The sequence below is a fragment of the Pseudomonas sp. DWP2-2 genome (assembly GCF_049897065.1).
In the GTDB taxonomy this organism is placed as follows: domain Bacteria; phylum Pseudomonadota; class Gammaproteobacteria; order Pseudomonadales; family Pseudomonadaceae; genus Aquipseudomonas; species Aquipseudomonas paracarnis.
This window is the reverse complement of sequence record NZ_JAFCVN010000006.1, coordinates 257,263-283,436: the sequence shown is the minus strand read 5'-3', so window position 1 is coordinate 283,436 and position 26,174 is coordinate 257,263. Positions and strand designations below refer to the sequence as shown.

At 58.4% G+C, this 26,174-nt stretch carries 29 protein-coding genes and 1 tRNA gene; 15 read left to right on the top strand and 15 right to left on the bottom strand.

The features are described from left to right. Nucleotides 1-11: 11 nt before the first annotated feature. The 8 genes from ACP7CZ_RS16245 to ACP7CZ_RS16210 form a co-directional block, all read right to left on the bottom strand. A complete protein-coding gene (locus ACP7CZ_RS16245; protein WP_034128720.1) occupies nt 12-728 on the bottom strand; it encodes a hypothetical protein in 717 nt (238 codons plus the stop codon). Between the two features lie 84 nt (nt 729-812). Beyond that, nucleotides 813-2,066, bottom strand: coding sequence for a 2-aminoadipate transaminase (locus tag ACP7CZ_RS16240; RefSeq protein WP_054921996.1), 1,254 nt, complete (start codon nt 2,064-2,066; stop codon nt 813-815). 109 nt (nt 2,067-2,175) lie between these two features. Then, nucleotides 2,176-3,189 (bottom strand): sensor domain-containing diguanylate cyclase, encoded by a 1,014-nt coding sequence (locus ACP7CZ_RS16235; protein ID WP_034128718.1) that lies wholly within the window; start codon nt 3,187-3,189, stop codon nt 2,176-2,178. 137 nt (nt 3,190-3,326) lie between these two features. Beyond that, nucleotides 3,327-5,225 carry an alkaline phosphatase D family protein gene (locus tag ACP7CZ_RS16230; RefSeq protein WP_294152590.1) on the bottom strand — a complete coding sequence of 633 codons (1,899 nt, stop codon included), beginning with the start codon at nt 5,223-5,225 and terminating at the stop codon, nt 3,327-3,329. 157 nt (nt 5,226-5,382) lie between these two features. After that, a complete protein-coding gene (locus ACP7CZ_RS16225; protein WP_125919832.1) occupies nt 5,383-5,604 on the bottom strand; it encodes a hypothetical protein in 222 nt (73 codons plus the stop codon). Nucleotides 5,605-5,871: 267 nt separating this feature from the next. Continuing rightward, nucleotides 5,872-8,115, bottom strand: coding sequence for an ATP-binding protein (locus tag ACP7CZ_RS16220; protein ID WP_057975057.1), 2,244 nt, complete (start codon nt 8,113-8,115; stop codon nt 5,872-5,874). Beyond that, complete coding sequence (locus tag ACP7CZ_RS16215) at nt 8,112-8,726, bottom strand: biliverdin-producing heme oxygenase (RefSeq protein ID WP_054922006.1); 615 nt, start codon at nt 8,724-8,726, stop codon at nt 8,112-8,114. The genes ACP7CZ_RS16220 and ACP7CZ_RS16215 overlap by 4 nt, the downstream gene beginning before the upstream one ends. Before the next feature lie 212 nt (nt 8,727-8,938). Beyond that, on the bottom strand, nt 8,939-9,301 hold the full coding sequence (locus tag ACP7CZ_RS16210) for a response regulator (RefSeq protein WP_003194033.1): 363 nt from the start codon (nt 9,299-9,301) through the stop codon (nt 8,939-8,941). Nucleotides 9,302-9,463: 162 nt separating this feature from the next. Here ACP7CZ_RS16210 and ACP7CZ_RS16205 point away from each other — a divergent pair, with 162 nt between their 5' ends. Beyond that, the gene (locus ACP7CZ_RS16205; protein ID WP_054897818.1) at nt 9,464-9,895 is read left to right on the top strand and encodes a bleomycin resistance protein; all 432 of its coding nucleotides are present in this window, start codon (nt 9,464-9,466) and stop codon (nt 9,893-9,895) included. 30 nt (nt 9,896-9,925) lie between these two features. Then, a complete protein-coding gene (locus tag ACP7CZ_RS16200; protein WP_034128041.1) occupies nt 9,926-10,300 on the top strand; it encodes a c-type cytochrome in 375 nt (124 codons plus the stop codon). 20 nt (nt 10,301-10,320) lie between these two features. Here ACP7CZ_RS16200 and ACP7CZ_RS16195 read toward each other — a convergent pair whose 3' ends face one another. From ACP7CZ_RS16195 to ACP7CZ_RS16185, 3 genes are read right to left on the bottom strand one after another with little or no spacing between them, the layout of a single operon-like run. Beyond that, complete coding sequence (locus ACP7CZ_RS16195) at nt 10,321-10,728, bottom strand: barstar family protein (RefSeq protein WP_306109888.1); 408 nt, start codon at nt 10,726-10,728, stop codon at nt 10,321-10,323. Between the two features lie 55 nt (nt 10,729-10,783). Then, nucleotides 10,784-11,041, bottom strand: coding sequence for a colicin E3-like toxin immunity protein (locus ACP7CZ_RS16190; RefSeq protein WP_082430498.1), 258 nt, complete (start codon nt 11,039-11,041; stop codon nt 10,784-10,786). A 7-nt stretch (nt 11,042-11,048) separates the two neighbouring features. Next, nucleotides 11,049-12,203: an S-type pyocin domain-containing protein gene (locus tag ACP7CZ_RS16185; protein ID WP_057975058.1), complete on the bottom strand. Its 1,155-nt coding sequence runs from the start codon at nt 12,201-12,203 to the stop codon at nt 11,049-11,051. A gap of 193 nt (nt 12,204-12,396) precedes the next feature. On the opposite strand from ACP7CZ_RS16185, the gene ACP7CZ_RS16180 reads away from it, so the two are divergent. Next, on the top strand, nt 12,397-12,867 hold the full coding sequence (locus ACP7CZ_RS16180; protein ID WP_054922011.1) for a helix-turn-helix domain-containing protein: 471 nt from the start codon (nt 12,397-12,399) through the stop codon (nt 12,865-12,867). After that, nucleotides 12,864-13,439 (top strand): PIN domain-containing protein, encoded by a 576-nt coding sequence (locus ACP7CZ_RS16175; RefSeq protein ID WP_054922014.1) that lies wholly within the window; start codon nt 12,864-12,866, stop codon nt 13,437-13,439. The genes ACP7CZ_RS16180 and ACP7CZ_RS16175 overlap by 4 nt, the downstream gene beginning before the upstream one ends. Before the next feature lie 80 nt (nt 13,440-13,519). On the opposite strand, the gene ACP7CZ_RS16170 is transcribed toward ACP7CZ_RS16175, so the two are convergent. Continuing rightward, complete coding sequence (locus ACP7CZ_RS16170) at nt 13,520-13,891, bottom strand: PH domain-containing protein (protein WP_014719840.1); 372 nt, start codon at nt 13,889-13,891, stop codon at nt 13,520-13,522. Nucleotides 13,892-14,047: 156 nt separating this feature from the next. Here ACP7CZ_RS16170 and ACP7CZ_RS16165 point away from each other — a divergent pair, with 156 nt between their 5' ends. Beyond that, complete coding sequence (locus ACP7CZ_RS16165; RefSeq protein WP_054897816.1) at nt 14,048-14,683, top strand: LysE family translocator; 636 nt, start codon at nt 14,048-14,050, stop codon at nt 14,681-14,683. Between the two features lie 7 nt (nt 14,684-14,690). On the opposite strand, the gene ACP7CZ_RS16160 is transcribed toward ACP7CZ_RS16165, so the two are convergent. Next, nucleotides 14,691-15,020 (bottom strand): hypothetical protein, encoded by a 330-nt coding sequence (locus ACP7CZ_RS16160; RefSeq protein ID WP_054897815.1) that lies wholly within the window; start codon nt 15,018-15,020, stop codon nt 14,691-14,693. An 83-nt stretch (nt 15,021-15,103) separates the two neighbouring features. Continuing rightward, nucleotides 15,104-15,188, bottom strand: a tRNA-Leu gene (locus ACP7CZ_RS16155). Between the two features lie 108 nt (nt 15,189-15,296). Here ACP7CZ_RS16155 and queA point away from each other — a divergent pair. The 6 genes from queA to ACP7CZ_RS16125 all read left to right on the top strand — a co-directional run bounded on the left by queA (nt 15,297) and on the right by ACP7CZ_RS16125 (nt 21,370). Continuing rightward, nucleotides 15,297-16,346 carry a tRNA preQ1(34) S-adenosylmethionine ribosyltransferase-isomerase QueA gene (gene queA, locus ACP7CZ_RS16150; RefSeq protein ID WP_034128030.1) on the top strand — a complete coding sequence of 350 codons (1,050 nt, stop codon included), beginning with the start codon at nt 15,297-15,299 and terminating at the stop codon, nt 16,344-16,346. A 5-nt stretch (nt 16,347-16,351) separates the two neighbouring features. Continuing rightward, nucleotides 16,352-17,467 (top strand): tRNA guanosine(34) transglycosylase Tgt, encoded by a 1,116-nt coding sequence (gene tgt / locus ACP7CZ_RS16145; protein ID WP_032803964.1) that lies wholly within the window; start codon nt 16,352-16,354, stop codon nt 17,465-17,467. Nucleotides 17,468-17,510: 43 nt separating this feature from the next. Then, the gene (yajC, locus tag ACP7CZ_RS16140) at nt 17,511-17,849 is read left to right on the top strand and encodes a preprotein translocase subunit YajC (protein WP_003175975.1); all 339 of its coding nucleotides are present in this window, start codon (nt 17,511-17,513) and stop codon (nt 17,847-17,849) included. A 62-nt stretch (nt 17,850-17,911) separates the two neighbouring features. Further along, nucleotides 17,912-19,780: a protein translocase subunit SecD gene (secD, locus tag ACP7CZ_RS16135; RefSeq protein ID WP_003194025.1), complete on the top strand. Its 1,869-nt coding sequence runs from the start codon at nt 17,912-17,914 to the stop codon at nt 19,778-19,780. A gap of 9 nt (nt 19,781-19,789) precedes the next feature. Then, nucleotides 19,790-20,704 carry a protein translocase subunit SecF gene (secF, locus tag ACP7CZ_RS16130; protein WP_003194024.1) on the top strand — a complete coding sequence of 305 codons (915 nt, stop codon included), beginning with the start codon at nt 19,790-19,792 and terminating at the stop codon, nt 20,702-20,704. A gap of 123 nt (nt 20,705-20,827) precedes the next feature. Then, nucleotides 20,828-21,370, top strand: a complete 543-nt coding sequence (locus ACP7CZ_RS16125) for a glycine zipper 2TM domain-containing protein (RefSeq protein WP_003194023.1) — start codon at nt 20,828-20,830, stop codon at nt 21,368-21,370. A 205-nt stretch (nt 21,371-21,575) separates the two neighbouring features. Here ACP7CZ_RS16125 and suhB read toward each other — a convergent pair whose 3' ends face one another. Beyond that, nucleotides 21,576-22,391 (bottom strand): inositol-phosphate phosphatase, encoded by an 816-nt coding sequence (gene suhB, locus ACP7CZ_RS16120; protein WP_005791195.1) that lies wholly within the window; start codon nt 22,389-22,391, stop codon nt 21,576-21,578. A 145-nt stretch (nt 22,392-22,536) separates the two neighbouring features. Here suhB and trmJ point away from each other — a divergent pair, with 145 nt between their 5' ends. The 4 genes from trmJ to ACP7CZ_RS16100 all read left to right on the top strand — a co-directional run bounded on the left by trmJ (nt 22,537) and on the right by ACP7CZ_RS16100 (nt 26,140). Then, nucleotides 22,537-23,307 carry a tRNA (cytosine(32)/uridine(32)-2'-O)-methyltransferase TrmJ gene (trmJ, locus tag ACP7CZ_RS16115; RefSeq protein WP_034128029.1) on the top strand — a complete coding sequence of 257 codons (771 nt, stop codon included), beginning with the start codon at nt 22,537-22,539 and terminating at the stop codon, nt 23,305-23,307. Between the two features lie 2 nt (nt 23,308-23,309). Then, nucleotides 23,310-24,095: a serine O-acetyltransferase gene (gene cysE, locus ACP7CZ_RS16110; RefSeq protein ID WP_034128028.1), complete on the top strand. Its 786-nt coding sequence runs from the start codon at nt 23,310-23,312 to the stop codon at nt 24,093-24,095. A gap of 288 nt (nt 24,096-24,383) precedes the next feature. After that, entirely contained in the window at nt 24,384-24,875 is a 492-nt protein-coding gene (iscR, locus tag ACP7CZ_RS16105; RefSeq protein WP_003194020.1) for a Fe-S cluster assembly transcriptional regulator IscR, read from the top strand. 50 nt (nt 24,876-24,925) lie between these two features. Further along, complete coding sequence (locus tag ACP7CZ_RS16100) at nt 24,926-26,140, top strand: IscS subfamily cysteine desulfurase (RefSeq protein WP_003194019.1); 1,215 nt, start codon at nt 24,926-24,928, stop codon at nt 26,138-26,140. The last annotated feature ends 34 nt before the right edge of the window (nt 26,141-26,174 follow it).

Sequence of the window (26,174 nt, the reverse complement as noted above, 5' to 3'; positions counted from 1 at the left end):
GCGTCAGCTACTTACTGGGCGGCGATGGCGTAGCCGTCAAAGGCGCTTTGCTGTTGCAGCGCGGTCACGATGCTCTTGCGCGTGACCGGTTGCTCGGCGCCGCTGTTGTCGATGAAGGTTTCGCTCGCAAGTTCCGCCTCGCTGCCTTCGCCCACAAAGGTGAAACCCAGGAACTCCAGCGCTTCGCGGTCCACATTGAGCTTGGAGCGCGGCGTGCGCAGCGGCAAGGTGACGCTGATGCCATCCTTGCTGATCACAAACACTTCGGTGTCTTTCTTGGCGCGTGCAGCCTTGCCCTTGCCGGCGCTCGGGTTGCTGATGGCCTGGTGCGACTGGTTAAGCACTTTGAGGGCCAGGCCATAGACCAATTCCTGGAACTCGGGATCGTCCTTGAAGCTGGACAGGATGCGGCTGATCGAGAACTGGCTGCTCAGGTGTTCCAGGGCGGCGTTGTCTGCGGCTTCGGCGTCTTTCAATTGTTTGAGCTGGCCCATCAGGTCATAGGCTTTGTCATCGTCGAAGGCATCGTGGGCCTGGCGGATGGCAACGCGTAGCTCGCGGATCTGGTCGCTTTCCTTGGAGGTATGAAACGCGTCCAGCACCATCTCGCTGATGATCTTGGCGGCTGGCACATGCTGTGAAAGATTGATGGCGTTTTCGTATTCGGCTTTGGCGTACAGGGCGACTACGGATTCTTCGGCGGATTTTTCGGTGTAGGAATCAGACATTAAAATTTCACTGCGTAGTATGCGGAGAGACAAAAAAACGTCGGGCATTTTCAGCGGGTGAGGGGATCAGGTCAAGGCAGCCCGCTATTCGTCCAGCTGTGTGAGGCACGCCTGGAAGATATCCAGGCCTTCCTCCAACACCGCAGGTTCAATGGTCAGCGGGGCCAGCAAGCGCACGATGTGCCGCGACTTGCCGCTGGGCATCAGCAGCAAGCCAGCCTCTCGCGCCAGCTCCAGCAGTTGCGCCAGTTGCTTGGGAGCGGGTGTGCCGTCGGCGTGGGCCAGTTCAATGCCCCGCATGGCGCCGACACCGGTGAGGCGGCCCAGGTAGGGCGACAGTTGCTGCGCGCGCCAGGCTTCATAGCGACCCACAATCGCGGCCTCCTGCGCGACGCCCCAGGCGTGCAGGTTTTTGTCGCTCATCACCTCAAGGGTCGCCAGCGCCGCCGCGCAGGCGACGGGGTTACCGGAGTAGGTGCCGCCCAGGCCGCCTTTGGGCAGGTTGTCCATCAGCGCCTTGCGCCCGACCACTGCCCCCAGCGGCATGCCGCCGGCGATGCTTTTGCCGAGCAGCAGCAGGTCCGGCTCGATGCCCAGGCGCGAGAAGGCGAAACGCTGGCCGGTGCGACCAAAACCCGACTGGATTTCATCAATGATCAGCAGGATGTTGTGCTGGTCGCAGAAGCGTCGCAAGACTTGGGCAAACTCAGTGTCCAAGGCTAGAAAACCGCCTTCGCCCTGCACCGGCTCGATGATGAAGCAGGCCACATCGTTTATGTCGATTTCCACGCTGAACAGACGCTCCATCGCCTTCAGCGCGTCGGCGCAGGTCATGCCGTTATCGGTACTGGGGTAGGGCAGGTGATATACAGGGCCGGGCAGTACGCCGACCTTCTGCTTGTAGGGCGCGACCTTGCCATTGAGGTTGAGGGTCGCCAGGGTGCGCCCATGGAAGGCACCGTCGAAGGCGATCACCGCCGTGCGACCAGTGGCACCACGGGCGATCTTCAAAGCGTTCTCTGCCGCTTCTGCACCGCTGTTGGTGAGCATGCCGCTGACGGGGTAACCCACCGGGATAAAGGCGCTGAGGCGTTGCATCAACTCGATGTAGGGCGTATGCGGTGCGGCGTTGAACGCGTAATGGGTGAGCCGGGCCGCTTGCTCGCAAATGGCCGCCACCACGGCCGGGTGGCAATGGCCCAGGTTGAGCACGCCGATACCCCCGACAAAGTCGATGTAACGCTTGCCTGCAGCGTCCCAGACCTCGGCGTTTTTACCGTGACTGAGGCTGATGGGGTGAACGATGGAAATCGACTGGCTGATGCTAGCGTGACTCATGGCTCTGGGACTCGGCAGTGGTGGGCGCAGCGCTATCTAAGCCGCGCGCCCGGCCTTGCCGCAAACGAAATAAAGTCGCCGTGTCATTCCACCTTGGAAGGAGCTGCGACTATTCCGACACCCCATCCTTGCCCGCCGCCTTGGATCGGTACAAGGCTTGATCGGCCCGCGCCATCAGCGCAGCCGGGGACTCGCCCATGCGCCGCTCCACCACGCCCAGGCTCAGGGTAACGTTCAAGGCGCCCACGGGGGCCGCCTCCTTGATTTTATGGCGAATCCTTTCGGCCAACTCTTTGGCCTCGTCCAGGCTGCTTTTGGGCAGCACCACCATAAACTCATCGCCGCCCCAGCGCGCCAGCAAGTCGCTTTTGCGTACGCAGGCTTCCAGATGTTCCACTACCCGTATCAGGGTCTGGTCGCCGACGCCATGGCCGTATTGGTCATTGATCGGCTTGAAGTCATCGACATCCATGGCCACCAGTGCCAGGGGCAGGCGGAAGCGTTCGGCGCGGTCGCATTCCTCCAGCAGCACTTTTTCCAGGCGGTACCGGTTGGCGATGCGCGTCAGGGCGTCCCGCTCGGCCAAAGAGCGGTTTTCGTCCAGTTGCAATTGCAGTTGCTGGTTGACGCGCGACAACTCAAGCGTGCGCTCCGCGACCAGCGCTTCCAGAGACTGGTTGCGCTTTTGCAACTGTTCGATGGAGCATTTGCGCGTATGGATATCGCGGTGTGCGCCGACCATGCGCGCCACTGAACCGTCGGGGTTGCGGGCAATGACGTAGCCGCGGTCCTCGATCCAGAGGTACGTACCGTCTTTTTTGCGACAACGGTATTCGGCCCGGTAATGAGCGGCGCGTAGGCTGATGTAGTCATCGAACACCGTCATCACGCGAGGGTAATCCTCGGGGTGGATCACGTTCTCCCAGGTGAAGACGCTGTTTTCCAGGGAGTGGTGGGAGTAGCCAAGCATTTCGTACCAGCCGGGATTGCGGTAGACGAAGCCGGTATTGGCATTCCAGTCCCAGATGCCATCACTGACCAACTCCATGATGGCGTGCAACAGGTCGACGTTAAGGTCGGAAACCTCATGGCGTAGCGGTTCTTTGCCGGATGTATCGTCCATCTGCACGCTTCCTGCGGGGGCTGGCGCCCAAGGCCAGTCATGGTTGACGCCGATACTCCGTGGCTGGCGCTACTGTACATCGGCGCTTGCGCGCTTTGAATAGGGCAGGTGTGCTGCTTTTGACGAGTGGCGAAACGCTATTTTTCTGGCGCCATCATCTTTGTTCGAGGCTTCCCATCCGCGTTGTGCTGGTAAATGGCTTGCGGTTGGCCCTGCTCATTGAAAAACAACTGGCCAATGCCCGCCGAGTTCCACAGCCGCTCACCCGCTTCGGCGTGCTCTGGAATATAGGGCACCACCTGCATGGTGCGGCGGCGGGTAAACCAGTTAAGCGGCGAACGCGGGGAGTAGAGCCAGCGGTTGAGGCGGTCGAACCATTCCAGCAGGCGCGGCGGGAACTCGTTCTTGATGCCGCTGCTGGTGATTTGCCAGATATTGGGGCCGCCGTTGCGGTGGCGGATCAGCACTTGGTAGACAAACGAGTAATGCACATCACCGGAAAGGATCACGTAGTTACCCGGCGTGCGCGAGTGGCGGAAGATATTCAAAATCACTTGGGCAGCGCCGCGGTGGGCCATCCAGTTCTCGGCGTCCACCAGCAGTGGGAAGCCACACCAGCTGAAAACCTTCTGCACCGTCTCGATCAGCTTGACGCCAAAGACCGGCGCGGGCGAGACAATGATGGCTGACGGGTGGTCCAGTAGCGCTTGTTGCAGTTCGCTCAAGGCTTCCCAGTCCAGCAGGCCGGAAGGTTGCTTGAGGGTGAACTCGCTGCGCCAGCGTCGGGTGCGGGTGTCGAGTACCACCAGCGCCGGTGTGGTGGGCAATACGTAGTGCCACTGCTGGAATTTCAGCAGCGTGGTGACTAGCTCATCCTGCTGTGTGGCGTCCAGGTGGTTGTCTTGCGCCTGGTTGGCAAGTGCCTGGGTTTGGCTCACCAGTTCGCCAAACACCGTGGGCTGGTTGCCCCAGCCCTGGCATAAAAGATAGGCCATCAACGCATTACCGATGATGCGTTTGGAGAAGGGATGGCCGTAGGCAGTTTCTTCCCATTGGGCGCTGAGGTTCCAGTCGTCGGTGATGTCGTGATCATCAAAGATCATCAGGGTCGAGAGGTGGGCGAATACCCGGGCGACCCCTGGAAGGCCACTGCGAAATTGATCGATCTGTGTCTGTTCGCGGGCATAGCGCTGCTGTTCTTGCGCGCTCAGCTGCGGCGGTTGGGGGGAGATCAGTGTCCACGGTGTGGGCGACCAGGCCAGCAGGTACATGGCGATCACTTCGGCAAAGGTCACCAGGTGATTATCGGCGGTGCTGCTGGTGAAAATCGGTTTCTTCACGCCGCCGAAAAAGCGCTCACGCAAGGTCTCGTTACTGTCCAGCGCGGGGAGCAGGTCGGCGCGATGGTAATAGCTGGCGCGATGCCCGTAGAGGGCGGCACTGTCGTCAACCACGGCCCCTTCCAGGTATTCGTCGAACAGGCCCAGGCGCGCGATTAATTCATGAATTGCCCGCAGCATGGGCCCCGCGACGTCGTCGGCGTAGACCTGGTCGCCGCTCATCATCAGCAAGGCGGGGCGTTGTGCCACGGTGGGAGCTTGCGCCAGCAGACGATCAATGCACAGCAACCCGTCATCAGCGCGATGGTGAGGCTTGCGGCAGGAGCCGTGGACCAGTTGGTGGATGCGCCCATGCACGACGAAATCGGGCAGCGTGGCGCCTGCGTACAGCAGATGGGGTGCCCACTGGGCTATTCCGCAGCCGTCAATAAACAGGTCATAGTGGATGTTTACATCCAGAGGCAGGGCGTCAGTCAGGGGCACATCGATCAAGTGGATAAACGAATGGCGCCCGACGGGAACGATTTGACAATGTGCATGAAGGTGAATATCCAGTGTTGATCCCTGAGCGTGCTGCAGCCTCATAACCAGCTTCAGTTCCCGGCTCGCCACCAGCCATAGCACCACACGCTTTGGTTCCAGGCGGCGCAGCAACGGGCCGGCAAGTACGGGGGGAAGTGACTGCAGTTCAGGCATGACGCGATCGGCTCACTAATAAGACAAGCACTCAGTATAACGCTGAAAATGTCGGCATTTCGTCAACGAACGTCAGACAGTAATATGTTGTGGCTATTAATGAATAAGCAGCGCCCTGGGCGCTACTTATTTAGTAGTTGCGCTTAAGTAAGTTTACTCAAAGAACATGGCCTTTGCCGAGACTGTCCAAGCCACCACCATTACGTCTGCCGCCTCTGTCTGCGGTGACCCCATTGTCATTAATCGAATTATCGGGAGCGATTTGATCGAGGCTTCGTTTCGAGCGTGAGTTGACCTTCTCGCTGGCTTGGGTGTCTTGGTCGGGGGCGGATTGGGAAATGTAAGTATTGACGGGATTAAAGCCGGTAGAATTGAACACGGTAACGCCTCACTATTAATGGCATGGTTTACATGGCATGTTCTTCCCTGTAACAGTGCTCGGCGTAAGTTAGTGGAGTTCGGTGTTTTTTGCGAGGTGTTCTATGTTTCTGTTTGTGATGGCTGAGTTGGTTTTATTGTTGAATTTTGGTTGTTTTATTTTGAAACTTTTTTAAAGAAATGCAATGTTGTATGAGTATATGTTTGGTTTTCCGTCCTCGGTTATGGGGCAGCAGGGGCAATATGGTTGCCCCTGCCGGCAAATGGCTCAGTTGTTTGCCTCAATCGTCACCTTCGGTACGGTAAATCGAAACTCGCTGCCCTGACCCTGCTTGCTCTCGGCTTCGATCCTGCCGCCATGCGCCTTAACGATGCCTTGGGTGATATACAGCCCCAGCCCGCTGCCGGTGGGGTTGTTTTCAGTCTGGGTCCAATAGCGATCGAACACATGGGGCAAATCGTCCGGCGCAATGCCCTCACCGGAGTCGCGCACCGAAAATACAATCTCCTCGCCGGCGCTCATGGCGCTGATGCCGATGTTGCCCTGGCGCGGAGTGAACTTGATCGCATTGCCGATCAGGTTCGACAGCACCTGGAACAAGCGCTCCGGGTCGGCCTTGATTTGCAGGCCAGGCTCGACATTGAACGACAGGTCGATGCCCTTTTCCGAGGCCAAGGGCGCCAGCAGCGAATACGCCTCTTCAAAAATCTGGCTGACGTCCAGCGCCACCGGCTTGACCACATAGCGCCCGGCTTCGATTTTCGAGGTGTCGAGCAAGTCTTCCAGCAACACGTTCATGCGCCCGGCAGCCTGTTGCATGGTGTCAATGGCGGAAGATATGCGCCGTGAAGTGTGGGGACCATCGGAGCTGAAGGCTTTTTGCATCATGCCGCAGAGCATGGAGATGACGGTCATGGGGTTGCGCAGGTCGTGGGAAACCACCGCGACCAGCTCGTCCCGCGCACGCACCGCTTGTTGCTCGCGCAGCACTTGGCGGGACAGGTCGTTCTCCAGGGCCGAGCGGCGCAAATCGTTGGCGGCAAACAGGTCGCCATGGCTCCACTTGGTGGAGATACCAGCCATTTCCACTTTCCAGATTTCAAACGAGGTGCGTGGGCGAAGGCGCATGCCCGCGTCGCAGGTTTCCAGATTCAGCGGCTTCTGCGGGTCGCCACTCCAGTGGATGTTCTCTTTGACTTCCGGGCGAAACCACAGCACCCCGTTATCCACAGGCTTGGGCAAGCTCATGGCGAGCACGCCGCTGGCCACGCTCTGGTATTCGGCGGCCGGCGGATAAACCGAGGCCAGGTTATGGCTGGAAAATACCGGTGCGCCGTCGCCCTGCAACCACTTGTGCAGCGCGCGTATCTGCGCCGGTTCCGGGCAGTTGCCGTAGCGGTGTAATTGCTTGTCTTCGATGATCGCCACGCCGCCGGAGAGGGTCAGGTCCATCAGCAGTCGGCCTTGCTGGGCCAAGCCGTCGAATACGTTATTGGCAGAGGCTTTCATCGCCCGATCCAGCAGCGCCAGCGCTTCGACTTTCTCGTCGCGCTGGCGGCTCAGCTCCAGGGCCTCCATGGCACTGATCTGCAATGACAGCACCTGGCCGATGGTCTGGCAGGCCATGCGCAGGTCGTTGGGCACCAGCAGCGGCTCACGGTTGCCGCAACTGATCAGGCCCCAGAGTTTGTCGCCCTTCATCAGTGAAATACTCATGGACGACAACACGCCCATGTTCTGCATGTACTGGCAGTGAATCGGCGACACGCTGCGCAGGGTGGCGAAGCTCAGGTCCAGAGGCTGCCCGGTGTCCGGGCGCAATTTGGGCACCAGCGGTACCGGTTCGTAGGATGCATTCGGGATGATCCGTAGCCAGTTGGTGCGATACAGTTCGCGAGCCTGCTCGGGGATGTCGGACGCGGGGAAGAACAGCCCGTTGAACAATTCCATGGACGGCGCCGAGGCCTCGGCGATCACCTGACCATGGCCTTCCTCTTCGAAGCGATAGATGAGCACCCGGTCATAACCGGTCATGGCCTGGATTTCGTTGACGGTGATGGCGTAGAGCGCCTCCAAGGTCTTTGCCGATTGCAGGCGGTGCAGCATCTTGCCCAGGTCGCTGGTGCGGCCACTGTGCGCTCGGGGTTTGAAATCCTTGAGCCGTGGTTCGAATTCCAGCACTAACACGCCCTGATGGCGATGCAACAGGCCTTCGAACTGCTCACCCTTGAAGGTTATCAGCAGGGGCGGCGAGTCCAGGAATGCGCTGTCCTCGGCCATGGTTTGCACGGCCTGGGCGTACTCCTCGCCAATCAATCTGTGCAACGGTTGATCCAACAGCGCCTCGGGGGCGTGGCCGAACAACGTACCGACGTTGGCACTTACCTGAATGATGTTCAGGCCAGGTTCCGACAAGGTCAGCAGCACGCCGTGGGGCTGGATGGCCCCCGGAAAACGAATGGGTTCGTCGGCGCAGTTGGCAAGCAGCTCTTCAAAATCTTCGGGTTTCATAGCAATACCTCCTGGCTGTCGAGCCATTGCTCAAAGCCGCTGAATGTCGAGCGGGCCGCCATCACCGCGCGCACGGCGGCATCTGTATCCAGTGGCTGACGGCCCAGATAATCGAGGAAATCTTTCCAGCGCCGTCCGGTCTCGGCGCCGTATACATTGAGAAAGGCACCGCCGTTGTCGGCGTTCACATCCAGGCGCAGGGCTATTTCCCGGCGCAGCACTTGGCCGCCCAGGGTGGCGCCTTCCAGCACATACAGGGCGCCGAGGCACGCAGCTGGTGTGTCTAATACGGGGAGCTGGGTACAGCGAGGCAGGGCATGGATGGCGTGCTCAGTCAGGCCGAGCGCGTGCAGGTCATGGACCAGGGTTGGCGTTTTCACACGCAACGCAGACTCATATCCGTCGGGAATCAAACCGCTGTCATACAGCGCCGCTTCCATTGGCTGATAAAAGCCGTGGTACGCCTGCAGCAAGCGCCGATACCACTGGGCATCCAGGCGCTCGGAAAAAAACGGCAGGCGCTGTTCCAACGCCACATGCAGCAGGCCCGTGCCCGTGCGCAACGTTTCCAACAAGGAGGGCGCACTAACGTCATGGGCCTGTGAATGCATTCAATGAGCTCGAACTGTGGGCCTGTCGGCCATGAATGACGCGTGAAAATGGGCGACGATTCTACACGACTCATTGTCGTCAGCTGAACGCAGAAGCGAAAAGGCTGACCATCGGATCAGAAAAGTCGCTCCCTGCACCTTACATGACCGCAGAACTAGCCCTCAAGTTCGGTTGAAATGATATCGCGCTGCTATCAATCCCGGGACTGGCCCTAGTGCGTCAATGCTGTCTGCACGCACTCAAGCAAGTGGTCGGTACTCCAGGGCTTGGGCAGAAACCGCACGGAACTGCCCAGCTCGGCGGCGATTTTCGTATTACCTGAGGTCAGCACTACCTGTACTTCAGGCCACCGGTGGGCGACGACACGGCTCAAGTCATAACCATTGAGCAAGCCGGGCATTTGAATATCACTGACAATCAAATCCACCGGGTCATCGCCGCGCTCCAGGTAAATCATCCCTTCGTCTGCCGATGCAAACGATGTCACCACCGCACCAAAGTCTTCCAGCACATCCACCATCAACGCCCGAATGATCTCGTCGTCTTCCAATACCAAAATCGATGGCTGAGCCATGATCCTTACTCCACCATCAGGGGTTCAGTAAGGTGGAGTAGGGGTTGGGTATATAGGTTCGATTGGATGTTTTTTAAACGATGGGTGGTCATTTGGCTGCTTGTGAGCCATGGGCACGACAATCCGTTAAGGTGAACGCCACCCTGCCATCCAAGGAATGCCATGTTCGACCGTAACCCACTCGTGCCTGAACTGATCGTCACCCGCCTTGGCGCGAGCCTGGCGTTCTGGATCGAACAGTTAGGTTTCGCTATTGCCTATCAGCGCGCAGAAGAAGGCTTTGCCTACCTCGACCTTAACGGCGCGCAAATCATGCTCGAACAATACGGCCCCGAGGCCGGCCAGTGGCTTACCGCACCGTTGCAGCCCCCATTCGGGCGCGGCATCAACCTGCAAATCGATGTGCCCGCCGTAGCACCCATCCTGCAACGCTTGGCGCAGATCGGCTGGCCCTTGTTCCGCGATGTAGAGGACGCCTGGTACCGAGCCGGTGACGTGGAGGCCGGGCAGCGCCAGTTCATCGTGCAAGACCCGGACGGGTATCTGGTGCGTCTGGTGCAGCGGCTGGGAGAAAGGCCGGTCGAACAGGCATAATCCAAGGCAACAGCCGATAGGGAGACGTGAATGAAGTATGTGTTATTGACTCTCGCCCTGACCGTTATCGCCGCACCCGCGTTCGCTGCGGGCGACGCCGAGGCGGGCGGCAAATTGTTCACCAAGACCTGCGGCGGCTGCCACAGCATTGGTGAAGGCGCGCGGGGTGGTTTTGGCCCGGAACTGAACGGCATCATTGGCCGGCCTGCCGGTACCACTCAGGACTATCAGTATTCGGATGCGATGAAGAACTCGGGCGTGGTGTGGACGCGGGAAAAACTGGCGGCCTACATTGAAGACCCGAAATCGGTGGTCAGTGGCACGCGGATGATCTTCTGGGGGATCAGTGACCAGGAGAAGATTGAAAATATCCTGGCGTATTTGGAGACATTCCAGCCCAAGTGAGATGCCCAGGCTGGCACGCATCACCGTCCTCTGTCCTCTGTAGGAGCGAGCTTGCTCGCGAAAAGCTCACAGGCGTCGCATTCATTCAGGAAGCACGCGTGATCGTTGACGTTTTCGCGAGCAAGCTCGCTCCTACAAAAAAGCCTTGCTGAACCCGCGACGCAAGGTCCGGGTAAAAGGGTCGCGAGTTCAGCCAAGCACTCCCATAGCATCTTGGCATCGTGGGGTAGGTGCTCTGAAAAAATATCCCAATCAGAAAACTCAAGCGTATCAGGCATTTCTACCAAGCCGGTGATGGCGTCCCAAAAAGCATCCCAGTTTTGGCGATACCAGTTGGGAAAGTTGAGTGAAGTGCACAGCGTGGCGTGAAGTTCTTTGTGGTTCTGGATGCGGCTAAGGTCAATTTTGATGAGGGATGAACGGGTCACTTGTGCACCATTTGCTTTTTCATCTGCTATAGCTCAGGCTGAATTCTTTGAGTCATTACTCGTTTGAAACTTCGTAATCAAATGCGATGAAGTAGTCACTTTCTGAAAGAGCAATTTCATGAGAAAAGCGCGGCTGTATCACTGATAGCCATTCCCTGCGCAATTCAAACATGCCGTTATTGACTTCCGCTGCGCTCAACAACCCGAGCGTGGAAATCACCGAATAGTCATCTCCGCAGTCCGCTGAACTTTCCGTTCCTCTTAGCCTCTCTGTGGTTCTGTCGAACCATTCCAACCTTATTTTTAGTCCCATGTAGTCCTCACAAATATTTTTTGATGTTTCGTTTTTTGATCGGCCCTTTTAGCTGCTCGCCGCTTATGTGGTTGAACGCACCTATATGGCTCCCATCACTTGCTAGATAAACCTCCAGCTTCCCGTGCTGAGAGTCCCATTCATAGATCTTCCGACCTTTTTCCTCAATCCAGCGTTCTCTCAGCCCGGCGCCTCCTTGTCTGGGAGTCTTGGGTTTTGCTTTTATCAGTTTTTCAAAGCCAGTTATTTGTTCAGTGTTAGGCGCTTTGTGGTACTTGTGATCCCCAGCCTTGGCACCTACCACCACATACAGCGGCCGAACCCCCGACTCCGCCGGAAACACCAGAATAAAATCCCGATAGTCCGGTGGGTAAATAGGGTTAACCAGAATCTGCGCCGCCGTTCCCGTCGGTGGGTAGATCCAGATCACCGGTGCTTGCGGCGCAGCCTCCAATGCCGGAATACCTAAGGTGTCATTTGGATCAACGGAGGGCGTCCAGATCAGCTCTACGCCATTATTCAAATCTGCTACTAACTGGCCACTGCGGTTTTGAAATTGCACCACATCAATCATCTGCCAATCGGCATTGTTACCTGTGTAAAACCCATACCCCTTGAGCGTGCCGTCGTCGCGTTGCTCGATATGCAGCCGCATCTGCGAACGCGCTCGTTGCAGCGAACGCAATTGTTCCTCGTTGTAGAGCGCGCTATCACTTAGATCCGACGGCCAAGCCAGCGCTACCAACCCTGTCAACAGGCTACCAGCGACGGATGCGCTGACTGTGGTCGCCGATTCCAAAAACGCTGAACGCAATGCCAACTGCCCTAAGCCGGCTGGCAGTGCACTGCCGCTGATCTTGCGCAAGGCAACCGCGCCTCGGGCGTCCACTTCGAGCCCGCCCAACAGACTTAAATGGCTGTACTCCTTGATCAGTTCCAGTGGAACAAAACCGGTGGGGCTCGAGTAATGGGCGATACCGTCAGGCAGTTGGCATGGCTTGATGAAGACGCAGCTGGGAGGTTTGGCTGGTGTAGGTGGCGGGGCAGGGGATGGCTCGAAAAAATCGACAGTAGGCGAATACGGCATACGCGACGGTTGCCGGGTGAGGATTCGTCGCTTGAGTAACGCTTGTTCGGTGGGTGGATAAAAGCGTTCTGACATGACCGATTCACTTCCTTGCGCGAGGGAGTGAGCCTATGAGGGGGAGTCAGGAACCGATATCAGCTCAATTTTCAGTTGATGTGGGAAAAGTTGACTGGTACGTGAGTCGCCGGCATTGTTTCGAATATTGCGATTTTCGTTTGTTTCGTTTAGCGTTGGCCTCAACTGAATTGCGCAAGACCGGAGTTGCATCATGACCATCAACAACCTTCCAAAAACGATCCTTCCGCTGGAAAAAGAAGTCGAGGCGGCAGTGCAAGGCCAGCGTGAATTAGCGTCCCTATTGTCGACCAAATTTGAAACCCAGCGCATCGACATCTTCGACAAAGAAGATAAGCCACACAGGCTTGTACTCCCAACCTCCGCACTGCGCCTGCTGGTCGATATTCTGGGCGAATTGGCGCTCGGCAATGCCGTCAAGGTAGTGCCGGTTCATGCCGAGTTGACCTCGCAGGAGGCGGCCGACCTGCTTAATGTGTCACGCCCGCATTTGGTCAAAATGCTCGAGGACGGCGCTATCCCTTTTACAAAAACGGGTCGACATCGGCGAGTCCGCTTTTCGGATTTGATGGCGTTCAAGCAACGGCGTGACGAGCAAAGCCAAGAGGCAATGGAAGCGCTGGTTCAACAGGCCCAGGAGTTGGGAATGGGGTATGACGGATGAGGTGTTCGCCCTTTACTGCGGTATACGACGCTTGTGTTCTCTATCCTGCGGCACTTAGGGACTTACTCATGTGGCTTGGTTTGTCTGGTTTGTATCGAGCGCGATGGACTGCCCAGATTCAGGATGAGTGGAAGCGCAACGTACTCAAGAACCGACCCGATCTTACGGCGGCTCAGGTGGACTGCACGTCGGCGCTTATGGACATTGCGATACCTGACGCTCTGGTGACCGGATATGAGGACCTGTGTTCGAGTTTGGATTTACCAGATCCGGATGACCGGCATGTGTTGGCAGCGGCCATTCGCAGTAAAGCTGAGGTTATCGTGACCTTCAATTTGAAAGACTTTCCACCGCATGTATTGGCTGCCTATGACATTGAACCGATGCATCCGGATGACTTTATTTCGGATCTCTGGGATTTGGATCAGGCGGCAGTGTTGGGAGCAGCGCAGAAGCAGAGGAGGGCGTTGAAGAAGCCCGCGATGGAGGCGGGAAGCTATCTCGAAATGTTGATGCGGCAGGGCTTGGTGCAGACTAGCAAGGCAATGGGACCTTATGAAATGATGCTGTGAGCAGGATGAGCCCGGTGTACGTCAGTTGAACCACAATAAAAAAGACCTTGAAACGCCAATGTCTTTTTTATGCCTGTGGATCAACTCAGCAGGTGCTTGGAAATCAGCCGCGAGATTTCCACGATCGAGGTCTTGCCAGTGAATTCGAACTTCACCTTCCCCAACGACGAAAAGTAAATCTCCAACTCCGAATCAAGATCAAACGTCCCGGACGTTTCCACCGAGTACGCCACGATGTTCTTGTACGGCAATGAGGTGAAGTCCTTCTTGCTGCCGGTAATTCCCTGCACGTTAACCGCGATGATGCGTTTGGTGGTGAACACGACGCCGTCGCGCATGGCCTTGTACGCGTCGACCACTTCTTCGCCGTCCAGCAGCAGGGCCGCTACGCGTTCGGCGTATTCGTTGTTTTGCTTGAGCTTGAAGAAGCCTTTGTTGTTGAAGTCGATCATGTGCCTGTCCTGGGTAAGTGGTGCCGTCGGTGTATGACGTTTTGCTTGCGGATCTGTATCTAACGCCTGGGCCTGCAAGCCCCTAGCATGACGCTCAACACGACCGCGTCGGCGAAGGATTTCACGCTGGCAGCTTAAAAAACCAGGAGCCAATCCATGCCTGATATGTCCAGCTTGCTCGCCTACGGCCTGATTTCACTCGGCATGGTACTGACACCGGGGCCGAACATGATCTACCTCATTTCCCGCTCCATCTGCCAGGGGCGCACGGCCGGGTTGATTTCCCTGGGCGGGGTGGCGCTGGGGTTTGTGGTGTATATGGTGTGCGCGGCGCTGGGTATCACGGCGTTGGTGATGGCGGTGCCGTTTGCCTACGACGCGCTGCGGCTCGGCGGGGCGCTGTATCTGATGTACCTGGCCTGGCAGGCGGTCAAGCCGGGTGGGCGTTCGCCATTCCAGGTGCGCGACTTGCCCAAGGACAGCCCGCGCAAGTTGGTTACCATGGGGCTGGTCACCAACCTGCTCAATCCCAAAGTGGCGGTGATGTATTTGTCGTTGCTGCCCCAGTTCATCGACCCGAACGGTCATGGCAGTGTGCTGGTGCAATCCCTGGCGCTGGGCTCCCTGCAGATTCTTATCAGCGTGAGCGTCAACGCGGTGATTGCCTGCATGGCGGGTTCCATCGCGGTGTTCTTCGTAACCCGGCCTGGTTGGCAGGTGCTGCAGCGCTGGCTGATGGGGTCGGTATTGATGGGCTTGGCGGTGCGGATGGCGGTGGAAGGGCGCAAGTAAGTCCACGTCACAGGATGGCTTTCAGGTAATCCTTGAGTGCGTGGAGCGGGGCGTCGAGTATTTCCAGGGTCGGTGCTTCGCGCACGTTCGTTGCGAGCCGCTGCAACTCGCGACCCATGACGGTATCGGCGCCACCCAGGGTGTCGAGTGCCAGAGACAGGCATTCATCGAGCTTCACTTGGATCTCGGCCAGGTTTCCCTGGCGCACCAACAACCCAAACACCTCGCGATCATAGCCCTCCATCACGGGATCATCGCGCAGCAACGGGCTGCCGTCGTCAGTCTCATGCACCAGCTTCAACGCAAACAACGCAACCGCTTCAAGCGTCAACTCCATGGTCCCGCTCCCTCCACTGCCACGCCTGGCACTTTTTTGCAGGCGAAAAAAAAGACCTTGAATTTCAAGGTCTTTCTTTAAGATGGTGCCCCGAGGGAGACTCGAACTCCCACTCCTTTCGAAAACGGATTTTGAATCCGCCGCGTCTACCAATTCCGCCATCAGGGCTCAATGGCGGCGAAGTATAGAGATGAGATTACCGTTGGTCAATCACGTTTCATGGTCTATTTTCACTATTTCCGCTAGACTTCCCGGCCCTGCTAGACGAACCCCATCATGCGCGTTGCTGACTTTACTTTTGAGCTCCCTGATTCGCTGATCGCTCGCCACCCTTTGGCCGAGCGTCGCGCCAGTCGACTGCTGACCCTGGACGGGGTCAGCGGTGCCCTCGCACACCGTCAATTCACTGATTTGCTTGAGCATTTGCGCCCAGGCGATCTGATGGTTTTCAACAATACCCGGGTGATTCCGGCGCGGCTGTTTGGCCAGAAAGCATCCGGCGGCAAGCTGGAAATCCTGGTGGAGCGGGTGCTGGACAGCCACCGCGTGCTCGCCCATGTGCGCTCCAGCAAATCGCCCAAACCGGGGTCGAGCATCTTGATTGAGGGCGGTGGCGAAGCCGAGATGGTCGCGCGCCACGATGCCTTGTTCGAGCTCAAGTTTGCCGAAGAAGTGTTGCCGTTGTTGGAGCGCGTCGGCCATATGCCGTTGCCTCCTTATATAGACCGCCCCGATGAAGACGCGGACCGCGAGCGCTATCAGACCGTGTACTCACAGCGCCTCGGCGCCGTCGCCGCCCCGACTGCCGGGCTGCATTTCGACCAGCCATTGCTGGATGCGATTGCCGCCAAGGGCGTCGACACGGCCTATGTGACCCTGCACGTGGGGGCCGGTACGTTTCAGCCGGTGCGTGTGGATAACATCGAAGACCACCATATGCACAGCGAGTGGCTGGAAGTCAGCCAGGACGTGGTGGATGCGGTGGCGGCGTGCAAGGCGCGTGGCGGTCGAGTGGTTGCCGTGGGCACCACCAGTGTGCGTTCGCTGGAGAGTGCAGCGCGTGATGGCGTGCTCAAGCCGTTCAGTGGCGACACCGATATCTTCATTTTTCCAGGGCGACCTTTTCATGTGGTCGATTGCCTGGTCACCAACTTCCATTTGCCGGAATCCACGCTGTTGATGCTGGTGTCGGCATTTGCCGGTTACCCGGAAACCATGGCTGCCTACCAGGCCGCCATTGCTAACGAGTACCGTTTTTTCAGCTACGGTGATGCGATGTTTATCACCCGTAACCCGGCGCCGCGCGGCCCTGAGGACAACTTATGAGTCGTATGTCGTTTGAATTGCTCGCTACGGACGGCAAAGCCCGTCGCGGCCGCCTGACCTTCCCGCGCGGCACTGTGGAGACCCCGGCCTTCATGCCGGTCGGCACCTACGGCACCGTCAAAGGCATGTTGCCCCGCGACATCGTCGCCACCGGTGCCGAGATTATCCTCGGCAATACCTTCCACCTGTGGCTGCGCCCGGGCACGGAAGTGATCAAGAAGCATGGCGACCTGCATGACTTCATGAAGTGGCAAGGCCCGATCCTCACCGACTCCGGTGGTTTCCAGGTGTTCAGCCTGGGCGCCATGCGCAAGATCAAGGAAGAGGGCGTGACCTTCGCCTCGCCGGTCGACGGCGCCAAGGTGTTCATGGGCCCGGAAGAGTCGATGCAGGTGCAGCGTGACCTGGGCTCGGACATCGTGATGATTTTCGACGAGTGCACACCGTACCCGGCCGATGAAGACGTGGCGCGTATCTCCATGGAGCTGTCGCTGCGTTGGGCCCAGCGTTCGAAGAACGCCCATGGCGATAACACGGCGGCGCTGTTCGGTATTGTCCAGGGCGGCATGCATGAAAGCCTGCGCAAACGCTCGCTGGAAGGCCTCGACAAGATCGGCTTCGACGGCCTGGCCATCGGCGGTTTGTCGGTGGGCGAGCCCAAGCACGAAATGATCAAGGTGCTCGATTACCTGCCAGGCCTGATGCCCGCAGACAAACCTCGTTACCTTATGGGCGTTGGCAAACCGGAAGATCTCGTAGAGGGTGTGCGCCGCGGTGTGGACATGTTCGATTGCGTGATGCCAACCCGTAATGCCCGCAATGGGCATCTGTTCATCGATACAGGCGTGCTGAAGATCCGTAACGCGTTCCATCGCCATGATGATTCGCCGCTGGATCCTACCTGTGACTGCTACACCTGCCAGAACTTCTCCCGTGCTTATCTGCACCATCTGGACAAGTGTGGGGAAATGCTGGGTAGCATGTTGAATACCATCCACAATTTGCGTCATTACCAAGTCCTGATGGCTGGTTTGCGCGAGGCTATTCAACAGGGTACATTGGCCGCCTTCGTCGATGCCTTCTATGCCAAGCGTGGCCTCCCTGTGCCGCCCTTGGACTGAGTTTTCCGACCCTAAGATTCACTATTTGCAACTGGAGTGCTAAATGAGCTTTTTTATCTCTAACGCCATGGCTGACGCCGCTGCGCCTGCTGCTGCCGGCCCTATGGGCGGTGGTTTCGAGTGGATTTTCCTGGTCGGCTTCCTGGTCATTTTCTACCTGATGATCTGGCGTCCACAGGCCAAGCGCGCCAAAGAGCAGAAAAACCTGCTGGGCAGCCTGCAAAAAGGCGACGAAGTCGTGACCACTGGCGGTATCGCCGGCAAGATCACCAAGGTTTCCGATGCTTTCGTGGTACTGGAAGTCTCCGACACCGTGGAAATGAAGTTCCAGAAGGGCGCCATCGCCGCCACGCTGCCTAAAGGCACGCTCAAAGCGATCTGAGTAACAACCTTTACCAATCGACGGGGCGCGCAAGGCGCCCCGCGTTATAAGCGGGCGGCGTGATGCTGAACAAATACCCTCTGTGGAAATACGTACTGATCCTGGCGGTGCTGGCGATCGGTTTTATTTATTCCGCTCCCAATCTCTATCCTGATGACCCGGCGATCCAGATCTCTGGCGCCAGCACTTCGCTGCAGGTCAATCAGGCTGATCTGGACCGTGCGAGCAAAGCGCTCAACGACGCGGGCATCCAGGTTAAAGCGGCAACCTTGGCGGCTGGTTCCAAAGGCGGCTTGTTGCGCCTGACCAAGCAAGAAGACCAATTGCCGGCCAAGGATGTCGTACGCAAGGCCATGGGTGACGACTACGTTGTCGCGCTCAACCTGGCCCAGACCACGCCACAATGGCTGCGCAGCATTGGCGCGCACCCGATGAAGCTGGGTCTGGACTTGTCCGGTGGTGTGCACTTCCTGCTGGAAGTCGACATGGACAAGGCCCTGGACGCACGTCTGAAGGTCTACGAAGGCGACGTGAAGAGCCTGCTGCGCAAAGAGAAGCTGCGTTATCGCAGCCTGCCGCAGCTCAACGGCGCTATCCAGCTGGGCTTTGCTGACGAAGCATCCCGCGAACAGGCCCGTGCGCTGATCCGCAAGAACTTCAATGACTTCGACATCGTACCGGCCGACCTCAATGGTCAAGCGGTGCTGCGTCTGGCGATGAGCCCGGCCAAGATCGCTGAAATCCGCGAATACTCCATCAAGCAGAACCTGACCACGGTCCGTAACCGCGTCAACGAGCTGGGTGTAGCCGAGCCGATCGTGCAGCGCCAGGGCGCCAACCGCATCGTGGTTGAGCTGCCAGGCGTACAGGACACCGCTGAAGCCAAGCGTATCCTCGGCAAGACCGCCAACCTGGAGTTCCGTCTCGCGGCAGACCCAGGCGCTACGCGTGCCACTTCCGAAGAATTCGAATTCCGCGAAGGCAACCGCCCTCCAGCGCTGATCGAGCGTGGCTTGATCATCACCGGTGACCAGGTGACCGACGCCAAGGCCGGTTTCGGCGAGCACGGCACGCCTGAAGTGAACATCCGTCTGGATGGCCACGGTGGCGAACTGATGAGTCGCGCCACGCGCAGCAACGTCGGTCGCAGCATGGCGGTGATCTTCATCGAGCAACGCCCGGTGACCACCTACACCAAGCAGATGGTCAATGGCGTCGAGAAAGACGTGCCAGTGCAGACCTTCAAGGAAGAGAAGAAGATCATCAGCCTGGCGACCATTCAGTCGCCGCTGGGTGCTCAGTTCCGTATCACTGGCCTGAACGGCCAGGGCGAGTCTTCCGAGCTGGCGTTGCTGCTGCGTGCCGGTGGCCTGGCGGCACCGATGTACTTCGCTGAAGAACGTACCATCGGCCCGAGCCTGGGTGCCGACAACATCACCAAGGGTGTCGATGCGGCGCTGTGGGGTATGTTGTTCGTGTCGCTGTTCATCATCGCCATCTACCGCTTCTTTGGTGTGATCGCCACTGTCGCCCTCGCGGGCAACATGGTGATGCTGCTGGCCTTGATGTCGTTGCTGGGCGCCACACTGACCCTGCCAGGTATCGCCGGTATCGTACTCACCATGGGTATGGCGGTGGACGCCAACGTGCTGATCTTCTCGCGGATTCGTGAAGAGATCGCCGCCGGCATGACCGTACAGCGTGCAATCAACGAAGGCTTCGGCCGGGCATTTACCGCGATCCTCGACTCCAACCTGACCACCTTGTTGGTCGGCGGGATTCTCTTCGCCATGGGCACGGGCCCGGTGAAAGGCTTTGCGGTGACCATGTCCCTCGGGATCTTTACCTCGATGTTCACGGCCATCATGGTGACCCGCGCAATGGTCAACCTGATCTTTGGCGGGCGTGACTTCAAGAAGTTGTGGATTTAAGGGGCTGCCATGTTACGTACAATCAACTTCATGGGCGTTCGCAACGTTGCGTTCGGCGTCACCGTGCTCCTTACCGTTCTGGCGTTGTTCAGCTGGTTCCATAAGGGCCTGAACTACGGCCTGGACTTCACCGGCGGTACGCTCATCGAGCTGACCTACGAGAAGCCGGCCGACGTTACCCTGGTGCGCAGCGAGCTGGTCAAGGCCGGCTATCACGAAGCCGTTGTGCAGAGCTTCGGCGCCACCACAGACCTGTTGGTGCGCATGCCTGGCGAAGACCCGCAACTGGGTCACCAGGTAGCCGAGGCCTTGCAAAAGGTGGGTGGCGACAACCCGGCATCGGTCAAGCGCGTCGAGTTCGTCGGCCCGCAAGTGGGTGAAGAGCTGCGCGACCAGGGCGGCCTCGGCATGCTGATGGCGCTGGTCGGCATCATGATCTACCTGGCTTTCCGCTTTCAGTGGAAGTTCGGTGTCGGCGCCATTGTGTCGCTGATCCACGACGTGGTCGTGACCGTGGGTATCCTGGCCTACTTCCAGATCACCTTCGACCTGACCGTACTGGCGGCTGTGCTGGCGATCATTGGTTACTCGCTCAACGACACCATTGTGGTCTTCGACCGGGTTCGTGAGAACTTCCGCGTGCTGCGCAAGGCGACGTTGATCGAGAACATCAACATCTCCACCACGCAGACCCTGCTGCGGACCATGGCGACGTCGATCTCCACCTTGCTGGCGATTGCTGCGTTGATGATCTTCGGTGGCGACAACCTGTGGGGCTTCTCCCTGGCGCTGTTTATCGGCGTTCTGGCGGGTACCTACTCGTCGATCTACATCGCCAACGTGGTGCTGATCTGGCTGAACCTCAACAGCGAAGACTTGATCCCTCCTGCCGCTACCGACAAGGAGGTCGACGACCGTCCTTGATGGGCGTTTGTTGATCCGCTGTTACAAGAAAGGCGCGAGTATTGAACTCGCGCCTTTTTTTTTGCTCCAAGGCTGGGTATAGCGCGGATCTTTCGGTCCGCTTGTGATGGTCAGGAGGTTCATGTGAACAAGTCGTTGCTGGTTGGTGCGGTATTGGGTGCTGTCGGTGTGACTGCCGGAGGCGCTGTTGCCACCTACAGCCTGGTAAAAAGCGGCCCTGAGTATGCGCAAGTACTGGCGGTGCAGCCGGTTAAAACCCAGATCAAAACCCCGCGTGAGGTCTGCAAGGACGTCACTGTGACCCGGCAACGTCCGGTGCAGGACCAACATCAGATCGCCGGTACCGTGGTGGGTGCCCTTGCGGGTGGCCTGCTGGGCAACCAGATTGGTGGCGGTAACGGTAAGAAGCTGGCCACCGTGGCCGGTGCGGTCGGTGGTGGCTACGCCGGTAACAAGGTTCAGGAAGGTATGCAGAACCGCGATACCTACACCACTACGCAAACTCGCTGTAACACCGTTAACGACATCAGTGACAAGGTGGTCGGATATGACGTGCGTTACAACCTGGACGGCAAGGAAGGTACCGTGCGTATGGAGCGCGACCCTGGCAGCCAGATCCCGGTGGATAAGGAAGGTCGTCTGATCCTCGGTCAGAACCAGCAGTAATCCCCAGGTCTGGTTTCGATCCAAGTGTGGGAGCTGGCTTGTCTGCGATAGCGGTGGGTCAGTAACTAATCAGTTGGCTGGCAGCCCGCCATCGTAGGCAAGCCAGCTCCCACATTGGATTGTATTGAGTCAGTTGGAATTGGTTTTTGGTAAATCCCACGCATAAAAAAAGCACCCCGCGGGGTGCTTTTTTGTGCTCGCTCGCTTAGCGCTTCAGCGAAGCCGGCAGGTGCGGCTGGATCGCCGTCAGTACTGCCTTGAAGCATTTGGTGTTGCCAGCCACGACGTGGCCTTTCTCCAGGAAGTCATGACCACCGGTGAAGTCGCTCACCAGGCCGCCTGCTTCCTGAATCAGCAGGGCGCCTGCTGCCATGTCCCACTCGGACAGGCCCGACTCCCAGAACGCATCAAAGCGACCGGCGGCTACATACGCCAGGTCCAGGCTGGCTGCACCGGCACGGCGGATGCCGGCGGTCTGGCCAACCAGGGCGCGGAACATGCCCAGGTAGTTCTCCAAGTTGTCCATCTGGTCGTCACGGAACGGGAAGCCGGTACCCAGCAGGGCGCCTTCCAGGCTGGTGCGGCCGCTGACACGCAGGCGGCGGCCGTTCAGTTGGGCGCCACGGCCACGGCTGGCGGTGAATTCTTCCTGGCGAACCGGGTCCAGCACAACGGCGTGTTCCAGGCGGCCACGGTATTTGCAGGCGATGCTCACGGCAAAGTGCGGGATGCCGCGCAGGAAGTTGGTGGTGCCATCCAGTGGGTCGATGATCCACAGGTAGTCTTCGCCTTCGCCACTGCCTTTGTGCAGGCCGGTTTCTTCACCGAGGATGCCGTGGGTAGGGTAGGCCTTGCGCAGGGCGTCGATGATTTTCTGTTCGGCGGCGCGATCCACCTCGGATACATAATCCTTGGCGTCTTTTTCGTCGACCTTGATGGTATCCAGGCGCTCGATGGAGCGGAAGATCAATTCACTGGCGCTGCGGGCGGCGCGCAGCGCGATATTCAGCATGGGCTGCATGGATAGGTCACCTAAGGTTGTTAAAGAAAGCCGAGCATTCTAGCAGAAACTTTCCTCAGGTGAAGGACGACGTTCGCTTTCATGGCATAACCTTAGGCGGTTCTGTAAGATTTGCTCCCCTTTCCTGTGTCCGCGAGCGCCTCCCTTGCTGCAAAACATTCGTGTCGTCTTGGTCAATACCAGTCATCCCGGCAACATCGGCGGGGTGGCGCGAGCCATGAAAAACATGGGGCTGACGCGCCTGGTGCTGGTCGAACCGCGGGTATTCCCGCACCACGAGGCTGATGCCCGTGCGTCCGGCGCCAATGACTTGCTTGAAAATGCCCAAGTGGTCGCCACCTTGGAGGATGCCTTGGTCGGCTGCAATCTGGTGCTCGGCACTAGCGCCCGTGATCGTCGTATCCCTTGGCCGCTGCTGGATCCGCGTGAATGCGGCACCAAAGTGGTGGAAGAGGCTGCTGGCGGTGCTGAAATCGCCTTGGTATTCGGCCGTGAAGACTCCGGCCTGACCAACGAAGAGCTGCAGCGATGTCATTACCACGTGCATATTCCCTCAGACCCTGAGTTCAGCTCGCTGAACCTCGGGGCTGCGGTGCAGGTGCTGACTTATGAAGTGCGCATGGCCTGGCTGGCCGCTGCTGGCCAACCGAGCAAAATGGAAAAGGAAGAGGTTGCATCGACCAAAAGTGGCGAGTTGGCCACCATGGACGAGCTGGAGCGGTTCTATGAGCACCTGGAGCAAACCCTGGTCGCCATCGAATTCCTCGACCCTGAAAAGCCACGGCACTTGATGGCGCGCCTGCGTCGTTTGTACGGCCGCAGCTCGGTGAGCCGGGCTGAAATGAACATATTGCGTGGCATCCTCACGGAAACCCAGAAAGCGGCCCGTGGTGAGCTTCTTGAGCGGAAGGATTAAAAATGTTCGAGCGTTTGCGAGAAGATATCCAAAGCGTTTTCCATCGTGACCCGGCGGCGCGCAACGCCTTTGAAGTGCTGACCTGCTACCCGGGCATGCACGCGATCTGGATCCACCGCTTGTCCGGCGCCCTGTGGGGCATGGGCTGGAAGTGGCTGGCGCGGCTGGTATCGAACTTTGGGCGTTGGTTGACCGGTATCGAGATCCATCCGGGTGCCAAGGTAGGTCGTCGGTTCTTTATCGACCACGGCATGGGTATCGTGATTGGCGAGACGGCCGAGATCGGCGATGACGTCACCCTCTATCAAGGCGTCACCCTGGGCGGCACCACCTGGAACAAGGGTAAGCGCCACCCAACGCTGGGCGATGGCGTGGTAGTAGGGGCGGGCGCCAAGGTGCTCGGGCCGTTTACGGTGGGTGCCGGCGCCAAGGTTGGCTCCAACGCGGTAGTGACCAAGGCTGTGCCGCCGGGTGCTACGGTTGTGGGCATTCCAGGCCGCATCATCGTCAAGCCGCAAGTCGGTGATGAGCAAGAGGCCAAGCGCAAGGCGATGGCCGAGAAGATTGGTTTCGATGCCTATGGCGTCAGTGAAGATATGCCCGACCCGGTGGCTCGTGCGATTGGTCAATTGCTTGATCATTTGCAGGCGGTGGACGGCAAGCTGGAGGGTATGTGCGGGGCGCTGAAGGAGTTGGGTAGCCCGTACTGTGCCAAAGACTTGCCTGAACTGCGTGAGGAAGATTTTGCTGAAATCAAGGACGAAGCCGCTACCACCAAGGCAGGCTGAACGCGATCTCTTGTGGGAGCTGGCTTGCCTGCGATTGCGGTGGGCCAGCAACCTATAAGCAAGCTGATAGACAGCTATCGCAAGCCAGCCAGCTCCCACATTTGATCTCCATTGGTTCGGTGGTCTTGCAGCAGGCCTGGTTGCGCTGTTCGATCCCACCCCAACCCTGCTATGATTCGCGCGCCCTTTTTACGGGTAATCCTGACTAAAGTACTAGGTCTTATAGTTGACTTAAATACTCGGGAATCGCATACTTGCTCCCATTCTGAAACACCTTGGTACTTGTCCATGAGACTGACTACAAAAGGCCGATACGCGGTGACCGCCATGCTCGACTTGGCCTTGCACGCGCAAACTGGGCCGGTGTCCCTGGCCGATATCTCCGAGCGCCAAGGCATTTCCCTGTCCTATCTCGAGCAGTTGTTCGCCAAATTGCGCCGTAGCAATCTGGTTTCCAGCGTTCGCGGTCCGGGTGGCGGCTATCAGCTGTCCCGCGACATGCAGGGTATTCAGGTGGCCCAGGTGATCGACGCGGTCAACGAATCCGTCGATGCCACCAAATGCCAGGGTTTGGGTGACTGCCATGCCGGCGACACCTGCCTGACACACCACTTGTGGTGTGACTTGAGCCTGCAGATCCATGAGTTTTTGAGTGGTATCAGCTTGGCTGATCTTGTGACTCGCCGTGAGGTGCAAGAAGTAGCCCAGCGTCAGGACCAGCGCCGTTGCAACACCAAGGCGCCGCGTCTGGACAAGATCGAAGCGTCCGCCGTCGAGTGACAGCCGAAGAGCTAACGGCACGCCAGCCAGCCTGATTTAGGAGAAAGTCCATGAAATTGCCGATTTACCTTGATTACTCAGCGACCACCCCGGTTGATCCGCGTGTCGCGCAAAAAATGAGCGAATGCCTGCTGGTCGACGGAAACTTCGGCAACCCGGCCTCCCGTTCCCACGTATTCGGCTGGAAAGCCGAGGAAGCGGTCGAGAACGCTCGTCGCCAGGTCGCTGACCTGGTCAATGCCGACCCGCGCGAAATCGTCTGGACCTCCGGTGCCACCGAGTCCGACAACCTGGCTATCAAGGGCGCGGCGCATTTCTACGCGACCAAAGGCAAACACCTGATCACCACCAAGATTGAGCATAAGGCTGTCCTGGACACCATGCGCCAACTGGAGCGTGAAGGTTTCGAGGTCACCTACCTTGAGCCAACCACCGACGGTATCGTCACCCCGGCCATGATCGAAGCTGCGATGCGTGAAGACACCATCCTGGTTTCGGTGATCCACGTGAACAACGAAATCGGCACGATCAACGACATCGCCGCCATCGGCGAGCTGACCCGCTCCAAGGGTGTGTTGCTGCACGTCGACGCTGCTCAGTCCACCGGCAAGGTCGATATCGACCTGTCCAAGCTGAAAGTCGACCTGATGTCGTTCTCGGCCCACAAGACTTACGGCCCTAAAGGCATCGGCGCGCTGTACGTGAGCCGCAAGCCTCGCGTGCGCATCGAAGCCACCATGCACGGCGGCGGTCACGAGCGCGGCATGCGTTCGGGCACCCTGGCGACCCACCAGATCGTCGGCATGGGCGAAGCTTTCCGTGTAGCCAAGGAAGACATGGCTGCCGAAAACGTGCGCATCAAGGCCCTGAGCGATCGCTTCTACAAGCAGGTCGAAAATCTTGAAGAGTTGTACATCAACGGCAGCATGACCGCCCGTGTACCGCACAACCTGAATTTGAGCTTCAACTACGTTGAAGGCGAGTCGCTGATCATGGCGCTCAAGGACCTGGCGGTATCGTCCGGTTCGGCCTGCACCTCGGCGTCCCTTGAGCCTTCGTACGTACTGCGCGCCCTGGGCCGCAACGACGAACTGGCCCACAGCTCTATCCGCTTTACGTTCGGCCGCTTCACCACTGAAGAGCAAGTCGACTACGCCGCGCAGAAGGTCTGCGAAGCCGTCAACAAGCTACGCGTTCTGTCGCCACTGTGGGACATGTACAAAGACGGTGTCGATATTTCCAAGATCGAGTGGGCGGCACACTAACTATAGAAGCCGCCACCCAAGCTCTGTAGGAACG